Source organism: Marinospirillum sp. (assembly GCF_014859565.1).
Map to the genome: position 1 here is coordinate 22,656 of NZ_JACUUA010000012.1, position 18,177 is coordinate 40,832.

Consider the following 18,177-nt stretch of genomic DNA (forward strand, 5'->3'; position numbering starts at 1 on the left):
TTAACAACTTAACGCCAAACCCTCACATTACGGCGTTTATCAGAGGCAGACAGTCCATGATCATGGATGTAAATGAAATCAAGAAGTACCTTCCACATCGTTACCCATTTCTGCTGGTTGACCGAGTTCTGGAAATTGAGCTGGGTAAATCCATCGTTGCCTACAAAAACATCACCGTTAATGAGCCATATTTTCTGGGTCACTTCCCGGAACACCCCATTTTCCCCGGAGTGCTGATTATTGAAGCCATGGCACAGGCTGCAGGTATTCTTGGTTTTAAAACGGTCAACAAGTTGCCAGCAGATGGTCATCTCTACTACTTTGTAGGGAGTGAAAAAACCCGCTTCAAACGCCCTGTTGTACCCGGTGACCGTTTAACACTGGAAGCACAGGTGTTGCGTGAAAAGCGTGGTATCTGGGTTTTTGCTTGCCGTGCCCATGTTGACGGTGAAACCGTCTGTGAAACCGACATTACTTGTGCGGAGAAAAGAGTTTGAGTCAGATACACCCTACTGCGCTGATTGATCCCCGAGCGCAACTGGCTGATGATGTTGAAGTCGGACCTTACTCCATTATCGGCTCAGATGTCAGCATTGGAGCAGGAAGTATAATCGGTCCACATGTTGTAATCCGTGGTACCACGGTCATGGGTGAACGTAACCATATCTTCCAGTTTGCCAGTGTGGGGGAAGACTGCCAGGACAAAAAATACAAAGGCGAACCTACTCGACTGGAAATCGGTAATGACAACGTTATCCGTGAATGTGCCACCATCCACCGTGGTACTACTCAGGATCAGGGCATTACCCGCATAGGTAGCCGTAACCTGTTTATGGCTTATGCCCATGTGGCTCATGACTGTATTGTTGGCAATGACTGCATTCTGGCGAATCAGGCCACACTGGCCGGGCACGTACATGTAGATGATTTTGCTATTCTTGGTGGTATGGTTGCCGTACACCAATTCAGCCGTGTGGGCGCTCATGCCATGTGTGGCGGTGGCTCGATTATCCTCAAGGATATCCCTGCTTATGTGATGGTCAGCGGGCATCCCGCAGAAACTCACGGCATCAACTACGAAGGCTTAAAACGTCGTGGTTTCTCCAAAGAAGCCATGCAAGCCTTGCGTCATGCTTACAAGGTGGTGTTCCGTCAGGGGATGATCCTGCAGGATGCCATTGCTGAACTGGAGCAGGGCGAATTACTGCCCGAAGTGGAAGTTTTCCTCAACTCCATCAAACACTCTGCACGCGGCATCACCCGGTGAAAATTTATCTGGTTGCCGGAGAACTCTCCGGCGACATCCTTGGTGGCAGCCTGATTCCTGCATTAAAAACTCATTATCCGGATGCAGAATTTCGTGGGCTGGGTGGTGAGTTAATGCAGGCTCAGGGACTCACCAGTCTTTATCCGCTGGAAACCCTTTCGGTAATGGGGCTGGTTGAGGTGATCAAACACCTGCCAGAACTCATCCGTGTGCGCCGCCATTTGTATCAGGACGCTCTGGAATGGGGAGCCGATCTGATGGTTGGTATTGACGCACCTGACTTCACCTTGGGATTGGAGAAAAAACTGCGTTTGCAGGGTGTTAAAACCGTGCACTACGTCAGCCCCTCGGTCTGGGCCTGGCGACAGGGGCGTATCAAAGGCATCAAAAAAAGCACCGATCTGATGCTGACCCTGCTGCCCTTTGAAGCCGAGTTTTATCAGCAACATCAAATGCCAGTGGTTTTTGTGGGTCATCCAACGGCGGATAAACTGGCTCTGCAGCCTGACAAAAGATCCGCACGTGAGCAGTTTGGCATAACATCCGATACCCAACTGGTCAGCCTGTTACCTGGCTCTCGCCGTAGTGAAATCGCCCGTTTGGGGCCTCTATTCCTGCAAACAGCGCAACAACTGAAACATGCCTGCCCCAATGTTCATTTTTTATTACCCGCAGCATCTGCGCAGCGCCATGCTGAACTCACCGAATTATTACAACACTACCCAGTGGCAGATCTGCAACTGATTCAGGGGCAGGCACACGAAGCCATGCAGGCAGCCGATGTCAGCCTGATAACATCCGGCACCACCACGCTGGAAGCCCTGTTCTGTAAAACTCCCATGGTTGTTGCATATAAAATGTCACCCTTGAGCTGGTGGCTGATGAAACGGCTGGTAAAAATCCAGTGGGCCAGCCTGCCCAATTTGCTGGCTAATCGTGCATTGGTCACTGAACGGCTGCAGGATGCGGCCACCAGTGAAAAACTCTGCAAGGATGTCAGAGACTTGCTGGAACAACCGGGGCAAGCAGAACAGCAGGTACAGGCTTTTTATGCCATCCACCAGCAGTTACGCCGTAATGCCAGTAAACAGGCCAGCAAAGCCATTGTTGAACTGATGCAAAGCGGGACAACAATCCAATCATGAAAAAAACTGAGCTAACGGCCTTGCTGCCGCATGAGATTCCTTATCAAGGTATTCTGCTAGCCGGTGTGGATGAAGCCGGGCGCGGGCCGCTGGTTGGATCAGTCGTGGCTGGTGCAGTGATTCTTGATCCCTCTCGCCCCATAGCAGGGCTGGCGGATTCCAAAAAACTCAGCGAAAAAAAGCGCTTGTTGCTGGTAGATGAAATACGTGAAAAAAGCCTGGCCTGGGCAGTTGCAGAAGCCAGTGCAGCGGAAATCGACCAGCTCAACATCCTGCAGGCTAGTTTTTTAGCCATGCAACGTGCGCTGGATGCCCTGAGTGTTCAGGCCGAGTTTGTACTGGTCGATGGCAATCGACTGCCACGCACCTTACAACAACCAGCACTGGCCGTAGTGAAAGGCGATGCGCGGCATCCTGCCATTTCTGCAGCATCAATTCTTGCCAAGGTCACCCGTGATGCCCAGCTGATGGCATTACACCTGCAACACCCTGAGTATGGCTTTGCCAGTCACAAGGGGTATCCCACCAAAGCACACCTTGAAGCCTTGGCTTGTTACGGTGCACTGCCAGAACATCGCAGAAATTTTGCACCCGTGAAAAAACAACTGGCTTTAGATCTGTAGCACCAGGTGTTTATAAAACCTGCTCCGGCTTTTTGGCATGGATCAGGATGTATCGCCCCATACGCCACCAGGGTTCCTGCTGGCAATAACGTCGTTCAATCTGTAATAAACGCTGGGGTGTGGCTTCTGGCGGCAGTTTCAGGCGCAGGTAATCGTTAAACACTCTGACACCTGTTGTGCTGTGGATTTCCAATCCAGCATCTTTTAACCACTCAATCACTTCTTCCGGTTGCAGGGGTGAAATGGGGGTCAGGCGTTTACCACGCCCTTTGCCGCCAAGCCCTTCTCCAGCTATTCCTTTACCTTCTGACCCTGCTTCCGGCACTTTTTCCAATACCCGTTGCCAGTTACCACGCAGGATATTCGCCAGCAACAGGGCATCCTTGTTAAAGAACATCAGTGATAGATAACCACCCGGCGCCAGATGCTGTAACAATTCTTGCAGGGTTTCGCGCGGTTGATGTAACCATTCCAGCACTGCATGGCAAACCACCAGATCAAAGGTTTGTGAGGTTTCCGGAAGCTGGTGACTAAGCTCTTGAATGGATGCCACCAGAGTTTTCACGCCATAACGTTGCAGGCGGGCAGCAGCGTAGTCCAGCATCTCTGCTGCCGGTTCAGCCAGTAATACCTGATGACCTTTACGAGCCAGCCAGCAGGAGACCTGCCCCAGACCACCACCAGCATCCAGCACTCGAAGGCCGGTCTGCTGTAGTGGCAGATCGGCCAGCATACGTTCGTGCAGGATTTTAAGACGCAGACGACCCTTGGCTGTCCCATAAATATTACGGGCAAATTTTTCTGCCATGCCACTGCTGAAGTGGCGATCATGCTGGATAGGAGTGGCCATGGGAAAGGAGTGCGCCATCCCTGGCGCAGCTGCAAAGATCAGCTATTGAAGGGGTGACGCAGGACAATGGTCTCTTCGCGGTCAGGACCGGTGGAGATGATGTCAACCGGTACACCAATCTGCTCTTGCAGGTAGTTGATGTAACTGCGGGCATTGGCGGGCAGTTGCTCCAGCGTTTTAGCGCCTACGGTGGACTCAGTCCAACCTGGCAGTTCTTCATACACTGGCGCTACCGCTGCAAAACCTTCTGCATCCACGGGTGAGTCGATGCGATTACCGTTTTTGTCTTCATAAGCTACACAGACTTTTAATACATCCAGCCCGTCCAGTACATCCAGCTTGGTCAGACAGATACCGGTGACCGAGTTGATCTGCACTGCATAACGCAGCGCCACGGCATCAAACCAGCCACAACGACGGGCACGACCGGTGGTGGTGCCAAACTCGTGGCCTTTGGCAGCCAGGTGTTCACCATCCGCATCAAAGAGTTCTGTCGGCATGGGGCCGGAGCCAACACGGGTGGTGTAGGCTTTGGTGATGCCCAGAATGTAATCCAGATACATGGGGCCAAAACCGGAACCGGTTGCGGTGCCGCCCGCAGTGGTGTTGGAACTGGTCACAAAGGGGTAGGTGCCGTGGTCAATATCCAGCAGTGAACCCTGCGCCCCTTCAAACATGATGTTGGCACCCTGCTTACGCAGGTTGTGCAGGTAAGCGGTGGTGTCCGTGACCATCGGGCGCAGTTCTTCAGCGTAAGCCATGCACTCATCCAGCACCTTCTGGAAATCAACCGGCTCTTCCTTGAAGTAGTGCTGCAGTACAAAGTTATGATAAATCAGCACTTCGCCCAGTTTGGCAGCAAAACGCTCTGGGTACATTAAATCACCCAGACGCAGGCCACGACGAGCTACCTTGTCTTCATAAGCCGGGCCGATACCACGACCGGTGGTGCCAATTTTAGCCTCACCGCGTGCTTTTTCACGCGCCAGATCCAGACGTACGTGATAATTGAGGATCAGCGGGCAAGCAGCGGACAGTTTCAGACGGTCACGAACCGGAACGCCACGCTCCTCCAGCATTTTGATTTCTTTGATCAGTGCGTCGGGAGCCAGTACGACCCCGTTACCGATCACACAGGTCACCTTGTCTCGCAAAATACCGGAAGGAATCAGGTGCAAAGCGGTTTTTTCGCCCTTAACCACCAGTGTATGCCCTGCGTTGTGGCCGCCCTGGAAACGCACCACAGCCTGAGCATTTTCGGTCAGCAGATCAACGACCTTGCCCTTGCCTTCATCACCCCACTGGGTGCCCAAAACGACGACGTTCTTGCCCATGTTCTGATCTCTATTGCCTGAATGAATATTTAAACTGCGCGAATATTGCAAAAAACGAATCACCAAAGGTTATCAAGCATCAGGTGCTTGTCAAACGCTTCCTGCATCCAGCAGTTTCCACTGATTGCCCACCCTGCCAATACGCTGTGCCGGTGTAGCCGGCAGATTGGCCATGTCAGCCTCCATCACCACACGCTTGCCTGCTGCTCGTAGCTCATCCAGCAAAGCCCGCCCAGCCGGATCACGTAACATGGCGGCGGGCGCGGCAATGGGTACTTGCAGTGTAATATTTCCCTGCAAGGCTGCGAGCATTTTTAAATCAGTGGAAAAACCTGTTGCCGGACGAGCGCGACCAAAAGTCCGACCAATCTCATCATAACGTCCACCTTTTGCCAGTGCTTGTCCCAGACGAGGAACATAAGCCGCAAAAACCAGTCCGGTATGGTAGTGATAACCCCGTAACTCGGATAAATCCAGATACAGATTAACCTGTGGATAATGCTCTTGCAGCGCCTCTACCAACTGCTGCATCTCTTGCAGCGCCTGAAGCACCGCTGCCGGTGCATCAGCCAGATAGGTGATCGCCTTGTTCAACACATCCGGGCCACCATTCAGCTCGGCCAGCCGCTTTAATAACTGCACTGCAGGTTGATTCTGCCAGGGTGCCAACAAGGCTTCAATTTCTGCCAGACGTTTGTGTTGCAGGATATCAAACAGGCTGACTTCAATATCCTCCGGTAGATCGGTTTCGTCCAGCAAGGCACGATAAATACCAACATGCCCCAGATCCAGGCAAAGGTTCTCGGCACCCGCCAACAACAGGCTATCAGTCATCAGGCAGAGGATTTCCAGATCACTATCCACACCACCATGACCAAACAGCTCAGCACCAATTTGGATGGGCGAGCGGGAACCCAGCAGGTTTTCCGGCTGAGTACGCACAATTTCTGCGGAGTAACAAAAACGCGCCACACCTTCAACTGGCATGGAGTGAGCATCCATCCGCGCCACCTGAGGGGTGACATCAGCACTGACACCCATCATACGGCCACTGAGCTGATCAGTGACCTTGAAGGTTTGCAAATCCAGATCATATCCTGCTCCGGTGAGCAGGGATTCCAGAAACTCCACCTTGGGTGGCAATACCAGCTCATAACCCCAGCCGTGAAACAGATCCAGCAGCTTACGACGCAGGTTCTCAATCTGACGCGCCACAGGTGGCAGAACTTCATCCATGCCATCCGGTAGCAGCCAGTGATCCGCACGACTCATAAACTTCTCCAACCTTGTGTTTGTAGAATCTTGTGTTTTTAAAGCCTTCACAAAAAAACCGGGAGTCGAAACTCCCGGCGGTTGTGACTGACCAGTGGATTAACGACCTTTGGAGCCTTCCAAATAACGGAAGAACTCACTTTTTGGACTGACCACCAGTATATCCTGCTTGCTACTAAAGCTGCTGCGATAAGCTTCCAGGCTGCGCAGGAAGCTGTACAACTCAGCATCCTGTTTGTAGGCATTGGCATAAATGCCTGCCGCTTCTGCATCCCCTTCACCACGCAGAATGTCGGCATCTCGCTGTGCGGTTGCCAGAATAACCTCACGGTTACGGTCGGCGGCGGCACGGATACGCTCTGACTGTTCCTGACCCTGGGCACGGTATTCACGTGCTTCACGCTGGCGCTCAGTCCGCATCCGCTCATACACCGAGTTGGATACTTCTGTTGGCAGATCGATCCGTTTAACACGAATATCCAGAATCGACACACCCATAGCTTCTTTCATGGCTGCATCCAGATCAGCAATCGGACGTTGCATCAGTTCATCACGCTGTTCACTGACAATTTCAACCAGGGTACGGCGACCAAACTCGTTACGCAGACTCTCATCCACGCGTGGTGCAATCAGGCGCATGGCGGCCTGTTCGTCACCGGCTGTGGCCTCGTAGTAACGAGTCACATCAACAATTTTCCACTTTACAAAGGAGTCTACAATCACCCCTTTGCGATCACCGGTCAGGTAACGGGATGGGCGAGCATCCATGGTCATTACCCGTGTGTCAAACAGACGCACGGTGTTGTAAACCGGAATTTTGAAACGCAGGCCGGGCTCAATATCACTTTCAACCACTTCACCGAATTGCAGGCGAATGGCTCGCTCGGTTTCGTTGACCACATACAGGCTACTGCTGGCGAATAGTGCTACACCGCCCAGCAGTGCCAGCGCAACTAAAGAACGTGCGTGCATTAGCGACCCTCCCGACGGATGGTGGTATTGGTGTTCTGGCGCTCACGGATGCGTTCAATGACACGATCAGTCAGCTGCTCAAGTTCAAAGTCACCGGCCTGACCACCCGCTGTTGCTGCACGAGTACTGCTGGTGGTGGCTGCTGGTGCAGAGCTACCGGAAATCATACGATCCAGCGGCAAGTACATCATGTTGCTGCTGCCTTCCTCGGTATCCACCAGCACCTTGCTGGAGTTGGTCAGCACTTCTTGCATGGTATCAATATACAGACGCTCACGAGTGACATCAGGAGCCTGGCGGTATTCCTTCAGTAGTGCCAGGAAGCGTGTGGATTCACCCACAGAGCGAGCGGTTACAGCCTCGCGATAACCCTGAGCTTCTTCACGGATACGAGCAGCACGACCTTCAGCTTCTGGCAGTACCGAGTTTTCATAAGCACGAGCCTGGTTGATGGTACGCTCACGATCTTCACGAGCGCGGATAACATCATCAAAGGCTGACTGAACTTCATCAGGAGCAGAAGTGCTCTCGATGTTGACGGTTTGTAATGTCAGACCCAGACCAACACGACCATCCAGCACGTCAGTATCGGTCAGACCCAGGTTAGTGACGTACCTTTGCAGACGATCAAATACACCCTGTGCCAGTACTTCACGGCCTTCGGTCAGAATCTGGATCAGGTTGGTGGTACCCACTTCGTGACGCAAAGAAGAGTCCAGTGCATACTCCAGGCTGCGCTCAGGATCACGTACGTTGATCAGGTAAGCTTTTGGATCACTGACCACATACTGAATGGAAATCGCAACCTGCACAATGTTTTCGTCCTTAGTCAGCATGGTGGCGCGCTGATTAAACGAACGAATACGGGTGACATTCACCTTGCGTACTGAGTCCAGAATCGGCGGGTTCCAGTGCAGACCGGGTGTCACGGTTTCGTGATATTTACCCAGACGCAACACCACACCACGCTCGGCTTGATCCACCAGATAAAAACCACTGGCAAACCAGATGGCCAGCACCAGAACAGCAACCAGTGCGGTCAGGCCATAACCAGCAAATTTGCCGGTTGGTTTGCCGCCATCACTGCCCCTGCCACCCTTGCCGCCCTTGCCGCCAAATACACCGTTCAGTTTATCTTGCAGCTTACGTAGAGTTTCATCTAAATCCGGCGGCCCCTGATTCGGCCCCTGACCACCACCATTGTTATTACCGGAATTACGGTCTGGCTTGCGCCCACCGCCACTCCAGGGGTCGTGCTGATTGCCGTTGCCACCTGGCTCATTCCACGCCATAAATTTTCTCCAGCAGAAAACGGGTAAGGGTTTACCTTGCCCGGGGTTTAACTAAAAAGAGTTGTATTCGTGTGATGTTTAGTCGGTTTTCAAGCTAAAAAGTTTGCGCAATCCTACCCTAAAATCCATCAGCGGTCATGGTTTTGTGACCCAGTGTAATGACTCTTCTGCAATATCCAGTTGAGATAACAGTTGCCGGAAGTCCTTTTGTGGCAAACGTACATCCAACAAGCAGTGGCCTTCTTCATCATAAGTATCAGCCAGTACACCCTCAGCCTGAAACAAACCGGCACGCAAGCGACTCTGATCCGGCTGCAGGCGCAGACTGCCCTGCACCAGCACAGTGGCAAGACGCTCACTGATCGCCTGCAACAACAGATCAATGCCCACGCCAGTTACCGCAGATAACCAGACACGCAGAGGTCGACCTTCATCATCCCGATCAATACGAGGTTGTTGTTCCAGCAGGTCGATCTTGTTAAACACCATCAGAGTCGGCACCTGATCCGCTTCAATTTCTGCCAGAACTTCTTCTACCTGATGGATGTTGTCATCCCGTTCCAGACTGGCAGCATCCACCAGATGCAGCAATAAAGTGGCTTCTGAAGCTTCCTGCAGTGTGGCCTGAAAAGCCTCGACCAGTTTGTGCGGTAGATGACGGATAAAACCAACTGTATCAGCCAGCACCACTGGCCCCACATCATTAATATCCAGACGACGCAGGGTTGGATCCAGTGTGGCAAACAACTGGTCAGCAGCATACACACCGGAAGCCGTCATGCTGTTAAACAGCGTGGACTTACCGGCATTGGTATAACCGACTAGTGATACAGCCGGGATTTCTGCCTGTACACGTGCACGGCGACTGTTTTCGCGCTGTACCCGTACTTTTTTCAGGCGACGATGAATGGCACTGATACGGCCACGCAACAGGCGGCGGTCTGTTTCCAACTGGGTTTCACCCGGACCGCGCAGACCGATACCACCCTTCTGACGTTCAAGGTGAGTCCAGCCACGCACCAGTCGGGTGCTCATGAACTCCAGCTGTGCCAACTCGACTTGCAGTTTGCCTTCGTAAGTGCGGGCGCGCTGGGCAAAAATATCCAGAATCAGGCCGGTACGATCCAGCACCCGACATTGCAACTCGGCTTCCAGGTTACGTTCTTGTGAAGGTTTAAGGCTGTGATTAAACAGTACCAGTTCGGCTTCATGCTCCTTAACGGCAGCACGAATTTCTTCCAGTTTGCCTTCACCGACAAAAAAACGGGGGGATGGATGGCTGCGGCTGCCACGTATCAGGGCAAGCGGTTCAGCACCTGCTGAACGAACCAGTTCGAGGAATTCAGCTGAATCTTCTCTTGCAGACTCTTCCGGCAAATCGATATGCACAAGGACGGCTGTTTCGCCGCCCTTTTCGCGTTCAAAAAACAATCAGTAACTCCCGGCGGCTGACCTCAGGCTTCATCTTCTTCCTGGGTAGGCAGGCGCACATTGCGTGAAGGTACAACAGTGGAAATGGCATGTTTGTACACCATCTGGCTAACGGTGTTACGCAGCAGGATAACAAACTGGTCAAAAGACTCGATCTGACCCTGCAGTTTGATGCCATTCACCAGAAAAATGGATACCGGTACCCGCTCCTTACGCAGCAAATTCAGGTAAGGATCTTGCAAAGTTTGCCCTTTGGACATGGTGTGTCTCCCTTGAACATTAGAATTTTATGAAATCTTGATTTTTTTATCCGCTCTGCCTGTTCCGCATGGCAGCAGAATAACGGTTGGTGCATTGTTCAGGCTCAATTATAACCTTGGTTTTCAGATTTTGTCCGGCATTTCTATCGCACCTGCAAAATCAGCGGTTGCAGGCTTTTTTCTGCTGCCTCACCGTCCAGAAAGGCACGGGTTGCTGACAGGGTTATCGGCAACAATTCAGCAGCATCACTCTGAATCCAGTTCAATTTTTGCCAGGATCGCATCCAGGTCAACTGTCGCTTGGCCAGCTGACGGGTGGCTGCAATGCCCTTTTCCAGCAAGGCTGTACGATCATAATCGCCATCCAGATATTGCCAGACTTGACGATAACCCACGGCACGCATGGAAGGCAGCCCCAGGTGCAGATCTGCTCGTGCGCGCAAAGCTTCGACCTCTTCAATAAAGCCTTGTTCCAGCATCTTTGCAAATCTTTCTGCAATTCGCTGATGCAGGGTGGATCGGGCTGCCGGAGCTAAACCCAGCTGCAACAAACGCCAGGGAAATTCCGGCCGAACCTGCTCCAGCCACAACTGACTGCGGGTTTTGCCGGTCAGTTCCCACAACTCCAGCGCCCGTAAGGTACGCTGCGGGTCGGTGGCCGCAATTTTTGCTGCAGATTCCGGGTCAATTTCTGCCAGACGCTGATGCATGGCCGGACAACCCAGCTGCTGTAACTCAGCACTCAAACGCTCACGGATTTGTGGATCTGCCTGCGGCAGATTGGATTCACCGGCCAGCAAGCGCTGGTAATAGAGTGAAGTGCCACCTACCAGCAACGGGGTTTTACCCGCTGCGGTGATGTCCTGCATGGCCTGCAAAGCATCCCGACCAAAATCACCGGCAGAATAACTTTCAGCTGGATCACGAATGTCCACCAGCCGATGAGGAGCGCGCTGCAGGGTGGTTGCATCCGGTTTGGCGGTGCCGATATCCATGCCCCGGTAAACCAATGCCGAATCCACACTGATGATTTCACAGTTCAACTGCTCCACCAGTGCAACCGCCAGATCAGTTTTTCCGGCGGCAGTTGGCCCCAGCAAAAAGATGGCGGGAGGTGCCAGAAGATTCATCAACGACCTCTCAGAAACAGCTTGTCGAGATCCTGCAGGGTCAGCTGAAACCAGGTAGGACGACCATGATTACACTGATCACTGCGTTCAGTGTTTTCCATATCACGCAACAGGGCGTTCATTTCCGGCAGCGACAACTGTCGCCCGGCACGGACAGAGCCATGGCAGGCCAGAGTGGCCAGCACTTCATTGATGGAGTTTTCCAGGCTGCGGGCACTGCCATAACGCTTTAACTCCTGCAGCAGATCAAAAACCAGTTTTGCGGCATTGGCTCCCTGCAACAACACCGGCATGGAGCGAATCACCACCTCCTGCGGGCCAATCACATCCAGCTGTACACCCAGATCCTGCAACACCTCAACCTGCTCTGCTGCCAGGGTTGCAGCCTCTTCATCCACACTGAGTGATTCCGGCACCAGCAGCGGCTGAGCCGACAAAGGCCGTTGTAACCAGTCTTTTTTAAGGCGCTCATAAGTAATGCGTTCATGGGCGGCATGCATATCCACCACCACCAGCCCTTGTGCATTTTGCGCCAGAATATAAATACCCTGCAGCTGTGCCAGTGCATAACCTAGCCGTGGCACCTCACCCGGCTTAGACGGTGTTGATGGTGTGTCTTCAGCCAGCTGTCGGTAAAAGGCTAAGGTGTCGCCCGTTTGTGGTGCCGCAGGATTCACGGTGTAACCGGTGCGAACTGGCTGGCCAGCGGTATGTCTGCTGCCTGCCTGCCAATCCAGAGGAGCCTGTTCACGCACCTGGTGACTCAGCGGCAAGGTAGGCGCATCAGCAGCTGCAACCGCCGCTTGTATCTGAGGTGTTGTAATCGGTGAGTCTGACTCAGCGCCTTTCTCCGCACCTTTCTCCGCACCTTTCTCCGCACCGATCAGGGCACCGGAAAGGCGTTTATGCAGGCTGCTGAAAATAAAATCATGTACCCAGCGTCCATCACGGAAACGTACTTCGTGTTTGGTGGGATGCACATTCACATCCACCACCTGCGGATCGACCTCCAGATAAAGCACAAACACCGGATGCCGACCGTGAAACAACACGTCCTGATAGGCCTGACGTATGGCATGAGCTACCAGCTTATCCCGCACCACCCGGCCATTGACAAAAAAGTACTGACGATCGGCCTGAGCACGCGCATAAGAGGGCATACCCACCCAACCGGATAAACGTATACCGGTGGCCGTGACATCCACTGGTAAGGACTGATCAACAAACTCTCGCCCCAACAACTGTGCCATGCGCCGTTGTTGCTGGGTTTCGTCATCACTGCTGATAGGGGATAACTGATGCAGTAATTTGCCCTGATGCCTAAGACTGAAACCCACATCCTGACGGGACAAGGCCAGCCGACGGAACACTTCTTCCAGATGATTAAATTCAGTACGTTCAGTACGCAGAAACTTGCGTCTGGCCGGGGTATTAAAAAACAGATCTCGCACAATCAGACTGGTGCCACGCGGGTGAGGTGCCGGCGTCACCTGTGACTGCATGTCCCGACCTTCTGCTACCACGCGCCAGCCTTTGCCTGAATCATCGGTGGCGGTGACCAGTTCCAGCCGTGAAACCGAGCTGATGGAAGCCAGCGCTTCACCCCGAAAACCCAGACTGGCAACACCTTCCAGATCATCCAGGGTGATGATTTTGCTGGTGGCATGACGCGCCAGCGCCAGCGGTAGATCCTGTTGTCCGATGCCACTGCCATCATCACGAACCCGCAGTAATTTGACACCACCAGCTTCCAGCTCAATATCAATCTGACTTGCACCGGCATCCAGGCTGTTTTCCACCAGCTCTTTTAAAACCGATGCAGGACGCTCAACCACCTCACCGGCTGCAATCTGGTTAGCCAGGCGCGGGGTAAGTACCTGAATAGGTCGGATTGCAAGGGAAGGACTCATGTTGACGGAATCCGTAGGGTCTGACCCACTTGTATGGCATCGGAACTTAAATTGTTGATTTTGCGGAGTTCACCAATATCCACACCACTACGACGAGCAATCTCGGACAGGGTATCCCCACGACGGATAACATAACGTCTCAGGTCACTGCTGGTGTTATTAGCCAACACAGTATTGGGTGGTGGGTTTTCCCGGAAATACTCTTTGACAGCTGCGGCAATCTGGGCTGCCATCTGGCGCTGGAAGGCAGGATCTCGCAGACGTCGCTCTTCCTGAGGATTAGAAATAAAACCAGCCTCGATCAGCATCGATGGCATATCCGGTGACTTCAACACCAGAAAACCGGCTTGCTCCACATCGCGTTTGTGCAGGCGATTGACCTGCCCCATGTTTTTTAATACCCGCGAACCGGCTTTTAAACTTTCTGACAAGGTGGCTGTCATCGAAAGATCCACCAGCACACCAGCCAGAGTTTCATCCTTGTCACCCAGAGTTAGCACACCTTCCACACCACCTATCAGATCTGCACGATTTTCACTGTCGGCCAGCCAGCGGGCAGATTCGGAGCTGGCACCCCGCTGAGATAAAACATAAACCGATGAGCCACTGGGTTGTGGAGAGCGGTAAGCATCCGCATGGATGGATAAAAACAAGTCAGCACGGGCATTCCGCGCCACATCAACTCGCTTTCGCAAACCGATGTAATAATCACCGGTTCGGGTTAACACCGCATCAAAAGCAGGGTCCTGATTGATCAATCGCGCCAGTTCACGTGAAATTCCCCACACCACCGTTTTTTCACGTGTACCACCAGGCCCTATGGCTCCCGGGTCTTCACCACCATGTCCCGGATCAATAGCAATAATAATCCGGCGTTGTTCACGCGGCAGGGATTCCCGCGGTGGGGCTTTTTGTACCCGAACCTGCTCCGGCATCACCAGATCCACTACCAACCGGTGGCCGTACTGATCATTGGGGCGTAACAAGAAACTGCGTGGTTGCACCTCCCTGCTTAAATCCAGCACCACCCGCAGATCCTGTTGATTACGAACCGCTGAACGTATACGGCTAACCGGTGTGGATTGCAGATCCTGGCTTTCCAGCTGGGTATTCAAGCGCACACTGCTGATATCAATAACCAGACGGCGTGGATTTTCCAGTGCAAAAACGCGATGTTGCACCGGCCCGCTGAGATCAAACACCAGGCGGGTATGATCCGGCGCAGGCCAGACTCTAAGACTATCAATACGTGAATTGGCATTCGCCAGAAAAGGCAATACCAGCAGCAACACGGACAGGTTCCGTAACAGCAATCGGATCATGTTTTTCATTCGGTCAGGAGGTTTTCTGTTAAGTCAGTTGTTGCAAGGCGGCCTGTCCAGCCGGACTTAAAGCGGTGATCTTCAGTGAACGACCGTCTTTTTCAACACAAAAATCAAGATGTAGATCTGCAGGTGGCAAAAAACCCTGCCCCTTCTGTGGCCACTCAATCAGGCACAACGCGGTGTCATCAAAATAATCACGGATGCCGATGTACTCCAGCTCTTCAGGATCCGCCAGACGATAAAGATCAAAATGATAAACACAATGATCTTTTAACAGATAGGGTTCAACCAGAGTATAGGTAGGACTTTTAACCGCTCCCTGGTGCCCCAGACCCTGAATCAATCCGCGAGAAAAAGTAGTTTTACCGCAGCCCAGATCACCCTCAAGGTAGATCACACCACGAGGAAACAGCTTGCCCAACCGGGCACCCATTTCAGTCTGTGCGGCCTCATCAGCCAAAAAAAACTCCGCTTTCATCCTGTTTCCATCCACTATCGATCCGCCATTATAAGAAAAAAAAGCCGACCTCGCCTTACCAGACTTTGCCTTAATTCACCCCTTTGCGTAAATAAGGTAACAAATCACTCGGCAACAAACCTCTTGGCTGATCACCAGCGGCTTGATCACCAGCCTGAGCGTGGATTCTTACACCCAGCTGTGCAGCCTGATCGGCACTGAACCCCTGTGCCATCAAAGCAGCAATACAACCACTCAGCAGATCACCCATACCCGCCACACCCATGCCGGGATTACCAAAAGGGCAGATCAGCGGCAACTGCTGACCATCCGGTGTTGCCACCAGTGAACCGGCACCTTTTAACAACACAACCGATGCTGTGTGCTGAACCAGTTGATTCACTGCCCGTAGACGATTCTGCTGCACCTGATCCACCAACAGCCCCAGCAAACGCGCAGCTTCGCCCGGATGAGGTGTCACCACCCGCTGCGGGCAATTCGGTGGTGTCAGCCCGGCAGCCCAGAGATTCAGCGCATCTGCATCGACCAGCTGCGCCCCGTTAAAGTTCCAGCTGGCTTGCCAGAGTTCGTGTGCCAGTGGACTCTGACCCAACCCCGGACCAATCAGTAACACATCCGCCCAGTCAAAAGCTCGCTGCAGCTGTTGCTGTGGTTTGTCCTGCAGAGCCTCCACCATAATTTCTGGCTGTGCCGCCAGAAAAGCTGCCACATACTCAGGTGCAGTGATGACTTTTACCATGCCCGCGCCACAGCGCAGCGCCGCCTGGGCAGCCAACAGCGCCGCACCACCCATCCCCGTCAGCCCACCAATAATCAACAGGCGACCATGATCTCCTTTATGACCTGCAGCCTTGCGCGGTGATAACGGATGGCTCATTTGCTGCTGCAACCCGGCGACTACCTGCACCGGCCAGTCCTCCGGCTTGATGCCCAAATCACTGAGCAACACCTCACCACAGACCTCGGCACCGCGCCCAGTGAATAATCCCGGTTTACAGGCAATAAAAGTCAGGGTGATGTCCGCTCTGACCACACTGTGACCAAACTCACCACTGTCGACCCACAAACCCGAAGGTGTATCCAGCGCCAGCACGGGTGCTTTTGCCGCATTGATGGCCGCAATCCAGTCCACCAGCTTGCCTCGAACCTCACCTTGCAAACCGATACCCAGCAGGGCATCCACCAACACTTCATCTTCTGCAAAATCTACTGCGGTCGGTTCTGTTGTTTGTGGTTGCAAACCATAAGCGGCTACATCGGCCCAGGCCTGAGCCGCTTCATTACAGTAATCGGCAGGATTAATCGCCAGCCACAAGCGCACTGCCATTCCCGCCTGGGCAGCATAAAGCGCCACCAGCAGACCATCTCCGCCATTATTACCACCACCACAAAACACATTGATCCGCTGCATCTGCGGCCAGCGTTGCTGCAACAACAACCAGGCAGATCTTGCTGCCCGCTGCATCAGCTCATAACCCGGTGTACCGGCAGTAATCACTTGCCGATCCAATTCAGCGCAGGCACTCGCGGTGTAAAGTGGTCTAGGGGTTGAGCGGGACTGTCGACGAGGATTGATCAACATACAAGGCATCCTTGATTAAATAACGATCTCAAGCTTAACCTGCTGCGACTCTACAGCCTACCCTTTCAAGGTTCATCCTTCATACCAACAAATGAAGTGATGGATGCTTTTTCACGAAACGTGATGCGTATGATGACCCTGGTGGGTACAGCAGCTACACTGGGTTCCGTTGATCATCTTTGGCTGGATCGCCGCCATGTTGCTGTAAGATAAACCCATGACCAATACCCACACCCAAACACTGCTGCAGCAACTGGCACAGGACATCAAATACCTGGCACGGGAACTGGGTTTTTCTGCAGTGGGGATCAGCGGTGTGGATCTGGGTGAACACCCGGCTTACCTGCAAAAATGGCTGGCTGCTGGCTATCATGGTGACATGGGCTGGATGGAAAACCATCAGGACAAACGCGCTGACCCAGCCCTGCTGGAACCCGGCACCCTGTCGATTGTCAGTGTACGGCTGGATTACCTGCCCCTGGAAACCCAGGCAATCAAGGTACTCAACAACCCTGAACAGGCTTATGTCAGCCGTTATGCACTGGGACGGGATTACCACAAACTGATTCGTAAACGTCTGGCGCAGCTGGCTGATCAAATCAATCAACGGCTGCAACAAACCCCAGAGCTGCAAACCGCCTTTGGTGAACTCAAAAGCCGGGCATTTACCGATTCCGCACCCGTACTGGAGCGAGGTATTGCCCAGCAGGCCGGGTTAGGCTGGATCGGCAAAAACTGCATGTTGATCACTCCCAAAGCCGGCAGCTGGTTTTTTCTGGGCGAGTTGTACTTAAACCTGCCACTGCCACCCGATTCACCTTTTGTAAAAGACCACTGCGGCCAGTGTAATGCCTGCCATACCGCCTGCCCGACCCAGGCATTTGTAGATGATGGTGTACTGGATGCTCAACGCTGTATCAGTTACCTGACCATAGAATTAAAAGGCAGCATTCCGCTGGAGCTACGCCCGCTGATTGGTAACCGCATTTTTGGTTGTGATGATTGCCAGCTGGTTTGCCCCTGGACACGGTTTGCCCGCACCACCCAGGAAAATGACTTTTATCCCCGCCACGATCTGGATAGCACTCAACTGCTGGAATTATTCACCTGGGATGAAACCACCTTTTTAAAAAACACCGAAGGCTCCGCCATCCGCCGCACCGGTTACATCAACTGGCTACGCAACATCGCCGTGGCACTCGGCAACGCCCCACACAGCAACGCTGTGATGCAGGCACTACAGGAAAAAAGCCTGCACCCGGAAACAGTGGTTAGAGAACATGTGGAATGGGCGCTGGAAAGGCAG

General features: G+C 53.0%; 17 protein-coding genes. 5 read left to right on the forward strand and 12 right to left on the reverse strand.

The annotated features are described in order from the left end of the window. Positions 1–56 precede the first annotated feature (56 nt). From fabZ to rnhB, 4 genes are read left to right on the forward strand one after another with little or no spacing between them, the layout of a single operon-like run. A complete protein-coding gene (gene fabZ / locus IBX50_RS03400) occupies positions 57–497 on the forward strand; it encodes a 3-hydroxyacyl-ACP dehydratase FabZ (protein ID WP_292253293.1) in 441 nt (146 codons plus the stop codon). Continuing rightward, the gene (gene lpxA, locus IBX50_RS03405) at positions 494–1,267 is read left to right on the forward strand and encodes an acyl-ACP--UDP-N-acetylglucosamine O-acyltransferase (RefSeq protein ID WP_292253294.1); all 774 of its coding nucleotides are present in this window, start codon (positions 494–496) and stop codon (positions 1,265–1,267) included. The genes fabZ and lpxA overlap by 4 nt, the downstream gene beginning before the upstream one ends. Continuing rightward, a complete protein-coding gene (lpxB, locus tag IBX50_RS03410; RefSeq protein ID WP_292253295.1) occupies positions 1,264–2,412 on the forward strand; it encodes a lipid-A-disaccharide synthase in 1,149 nt (382 codons plus the stop codon). The genes lpxA and lpxB overlap by 4 nt, the downstream gene beginning before the upstream one ends. Next, a complete protein-coding gene (rnhB, locus tag IBX50_RS03415) occupies positions 2,409–3,035 on the forward strand; it encodes a ribonuclease HII (RefSeq protein WP_292253296.1) in 627 nt (208 codons plus the stop codon). The genes lpxB and rnhB overlap by 4 nt, the downstream gene beginning before the upstream one ends. Before the next feature lie 10 nt (positions 3,036–3,045). Here rnhB and IBX50_RS03420 read toward each other — a convergent pair whose 3' ends face one another. The 12 genes from IBX50_RS03420 to IBX50_RS03475 form a co-directional block, all read right to left on the reverse strand. Beyond that, positions 3,046–3,885: a methyltransferase domain-containing protein gene (locus IBX50_RS03420; RefSeq protein WP_292253297.1), complete on the reverse strand. Its 840-nt coding sequence runs from the start codon at positions 3,883–3,885 to the stop codon at positions 3,046–3,048. Between the two features lie 38 nt (positions 3,886–3,923). After that, a complete protein-coding gene (locus IBX50_RS03425; protein ID WP_292253298.1) occupies positions 3,924–5,219 on the reverse strand; it encodes an adenylosuccinate synthase in 1,296 nt (431 codons plus the stop codon). 90 nt (positions 5,220–5,309) lie between these two features. Next, positions 5,310–6,491, reverse strand: coding sequence for an ATP phosphoribosyltransferase regulatory subunit (locus IBX50_RS03430; protein WP_292253300.1), 1,182 nt, complete (start codon positions 6,489–6,491; stop codon positions 5,310–5,312). 99 nt (positions 6,492–6,590) lie between these two features. Beyond that, positions 6,591–7,463: a protease modulator HflC gene (gene hflC, locus IBX50_RS03435; protein WP_292253301.1), complete on the reverse strand. Its 873-nt coding sequence runs from the start codon at positions 7,461–7,463 to the stop codon at positions 6,591–6,593. Then, a complete protein-coding gene (gene hflK, locus IBX50_RS03440; protein ID WP_292253303.1) occupies positions 7,463–8,755 on the reverse strand; it encodes an FtsH protease activity modulator HflK in 1,293 nt (430 codons plus the stop codon). Before hflK ends, hflC begins: the two co-directional genes overlap by 1 nt. Before the next feature lie 135 nt (positions 8,756–8,890). Continuing rightward, on the reverse strand, positions 8,891–10,186 hold the full coding sequence (hflX, locus tag IBX50_RS03445) for a ribosome rescue GTPase HflX (protein WP_292253305.1): 1,296 nt from the start codon (positions 10,184–10,186) through the stop codon (positions 8,891–8,893). A 23-nt stretch (positions 10,187–10,209) separates the two neighbouring features. Continuing rightward, positions 10,210–10,446 carry an RNA chaperone Hfq gene (hfq, locus tag IBX50_RS03450; protein WP_292253306.1) on the reverse strand — a complete coding sequence of 79 codons (237 nt, stop codon included), beginning with the start codon at positions 10,444–10,446 and terminating at the stop codon, positions 10,210–10,212. A gap of 143 nt (positions 10,447–10,589) precedes the next feature. Beyond that, entirely contained in the window at positions 10,590–11,576 is a 987-nt protein-coding gene (gene miaA, locus IBX50_RS03455) for a tRNA (adenosine(37)-N6)-dimethylallyltransferase MiaA (protein WP_292253307.1), read from the reverse strand. After that, positions 11,576–13,486, reverse strand: a complete 1,911-nt coding sequence (gene mutL / locus IBX50_RS03460; protein ID WP_292253308.1) for a DNA mismatch repair endonuclease MutL — start codon at positions 13,484–13,486, stop codon at positions 11,576–11,578. The genes miaA and mutL overlap by 1 nt, the downstream gene beginning before the upstream one ends. After that, positions 13,483–14,817, reverse strand: a complete 1,335-nt coding sequence (locus tag IBX50_RS03465; protein WP_292253310.1) for an N-acetylmuramoyl-L-alanine amidase — start codon at positions 14,815–14,817, stop codon at positions 13,483–13,485. The genes mutL and IBX50_RS03465 overlap by 4 nt, the downstream gene beginning before the upstream one ends. Before the next feature lie 19 nt (positions 14,818–14,836). Next, a complete protein-coding gene (tsaE, locus tag IBX50_RS03470) occupies positions 14,837–15,289 on the reverse strand; it encodes a tRNA (adenosine(37)-N6)-threonylcarbamoyltransferase complex ATPase subunit type 1 TsaE (protein WP_292253312.1) in 453 nt (150 codons plus the stop codon). A gap of 70 nt (positions 15,290–15,359) precedes the next feature. Next, positions 15,360–16,871: an NAD(P)H-hydrate dehydratase gene (locus tag IBX50_RS03475; RefSeq protein WP_292253314.1), complete on the reverse strand. Its 1,512-nt coding sequence runs from the start codon at positions 16,869–16,871 to the stop codon at positions 15,360–15,362. 217 nt (positions 16,872–17,088) lie between these two features. On the opposite strand from IBX50_RS03475, the gene queG reads away from it, so the two are divergent. Continuing rightward, positions 17,089–18,177, forward strand: a 1,089-nt coding sequence (gene queG, locus IBX50_RS03480) for a tRNA epoxyqueuosine(34) reductase QueG (protein ID WP_292253315.1), incomplete at its 3' end; no start/stop codon positions are given.

Coding starts and splice junctions, on each gene's coding strand:
- IBX50_RS03425 (WP_292253298.1), bottom strand. CDS start 5,219: ATGGGCAAGAACGTCGTCGTTTTGGGCACCCAGTGGGGTGATGAAGGC.
- fabZ (WP_292253293.1), top strand. CDS start 57: ATGATCATGGATGTAAATGAAATCAAGAAGTACCTTCCACATCGTTAC.
- IBX50_RS03475 (WP_292253314.1), bottom strand. CDS start 16,871: ATGTTGATCAATCCTCGTCGACAGTCCCGCTCAACCCCTAGACCACTT.
- hflK (WP_292253303.1), bottom strand. CDS start 8,755: ATGGCGTGGAATGAGCCAGGTGGCAACGGCAATCAGCACGACCCCTGG.
- IBX50_RS03420 (WP_292253297.1), bottom strand. CDS start 3,885: ATGGCCACTCCTATCCAGCATGATCGCCACTTCAGCAGTGGCATGGCA.
- hflC (WP_292253301.1), bottom strand. CDS start 7,463: ATGCACGCACGTTCTTTAGTTGCGCTGGCACTGCTGGGCGGTGTAGCA.
- mutL (WP_292253308.1), bottom strand. CDS start 13,486: ATGAGTCCTTCCCTTGCAATCCGACCTATTCAGGTACTTACCCCGCGC.
- IBX50_RS03430 (WP_292253300.1), bottom strand. CDS start 6,491: ATGAGTCGTGCGGATCACTGGCTGCTACCGGATGGCATGGATGAAGTT.
- tsaE (WP_292253312.1), bottom strand. CDS start 15,289: ATGAAAGCGGAGTTTTTTTTGGCTGATGAGGCCGCACAGACTGAAATG.
- rnhB (WP_292253296.1), top strand. CDS start 2,409: ATGAAAAAAACTGAGCTAACGGCCTTGCTGCCGCATGAGATTCCTTAT.
- miaA (WP_292253307.1), bottom strand. CDS start 11,576: ATGAATCTTCTGGCACCTCCCGCCATCTTTTTGCTGGGGCCAACTGCC.
- hfq (WP_292253306.1), bottom strand. CDS start 10,446: ATGTCCAAAGGGCAAACTTTGCAAGATCCTTACCTGAATTTGCTGCGT.
- IBX50_RS03465 (WP_292253310.1), bottom strand. CDS start 14,817: ATGAAAAACATGATCCGATTGCTGTTACGGAACCTGTCCGTGTTGCTG.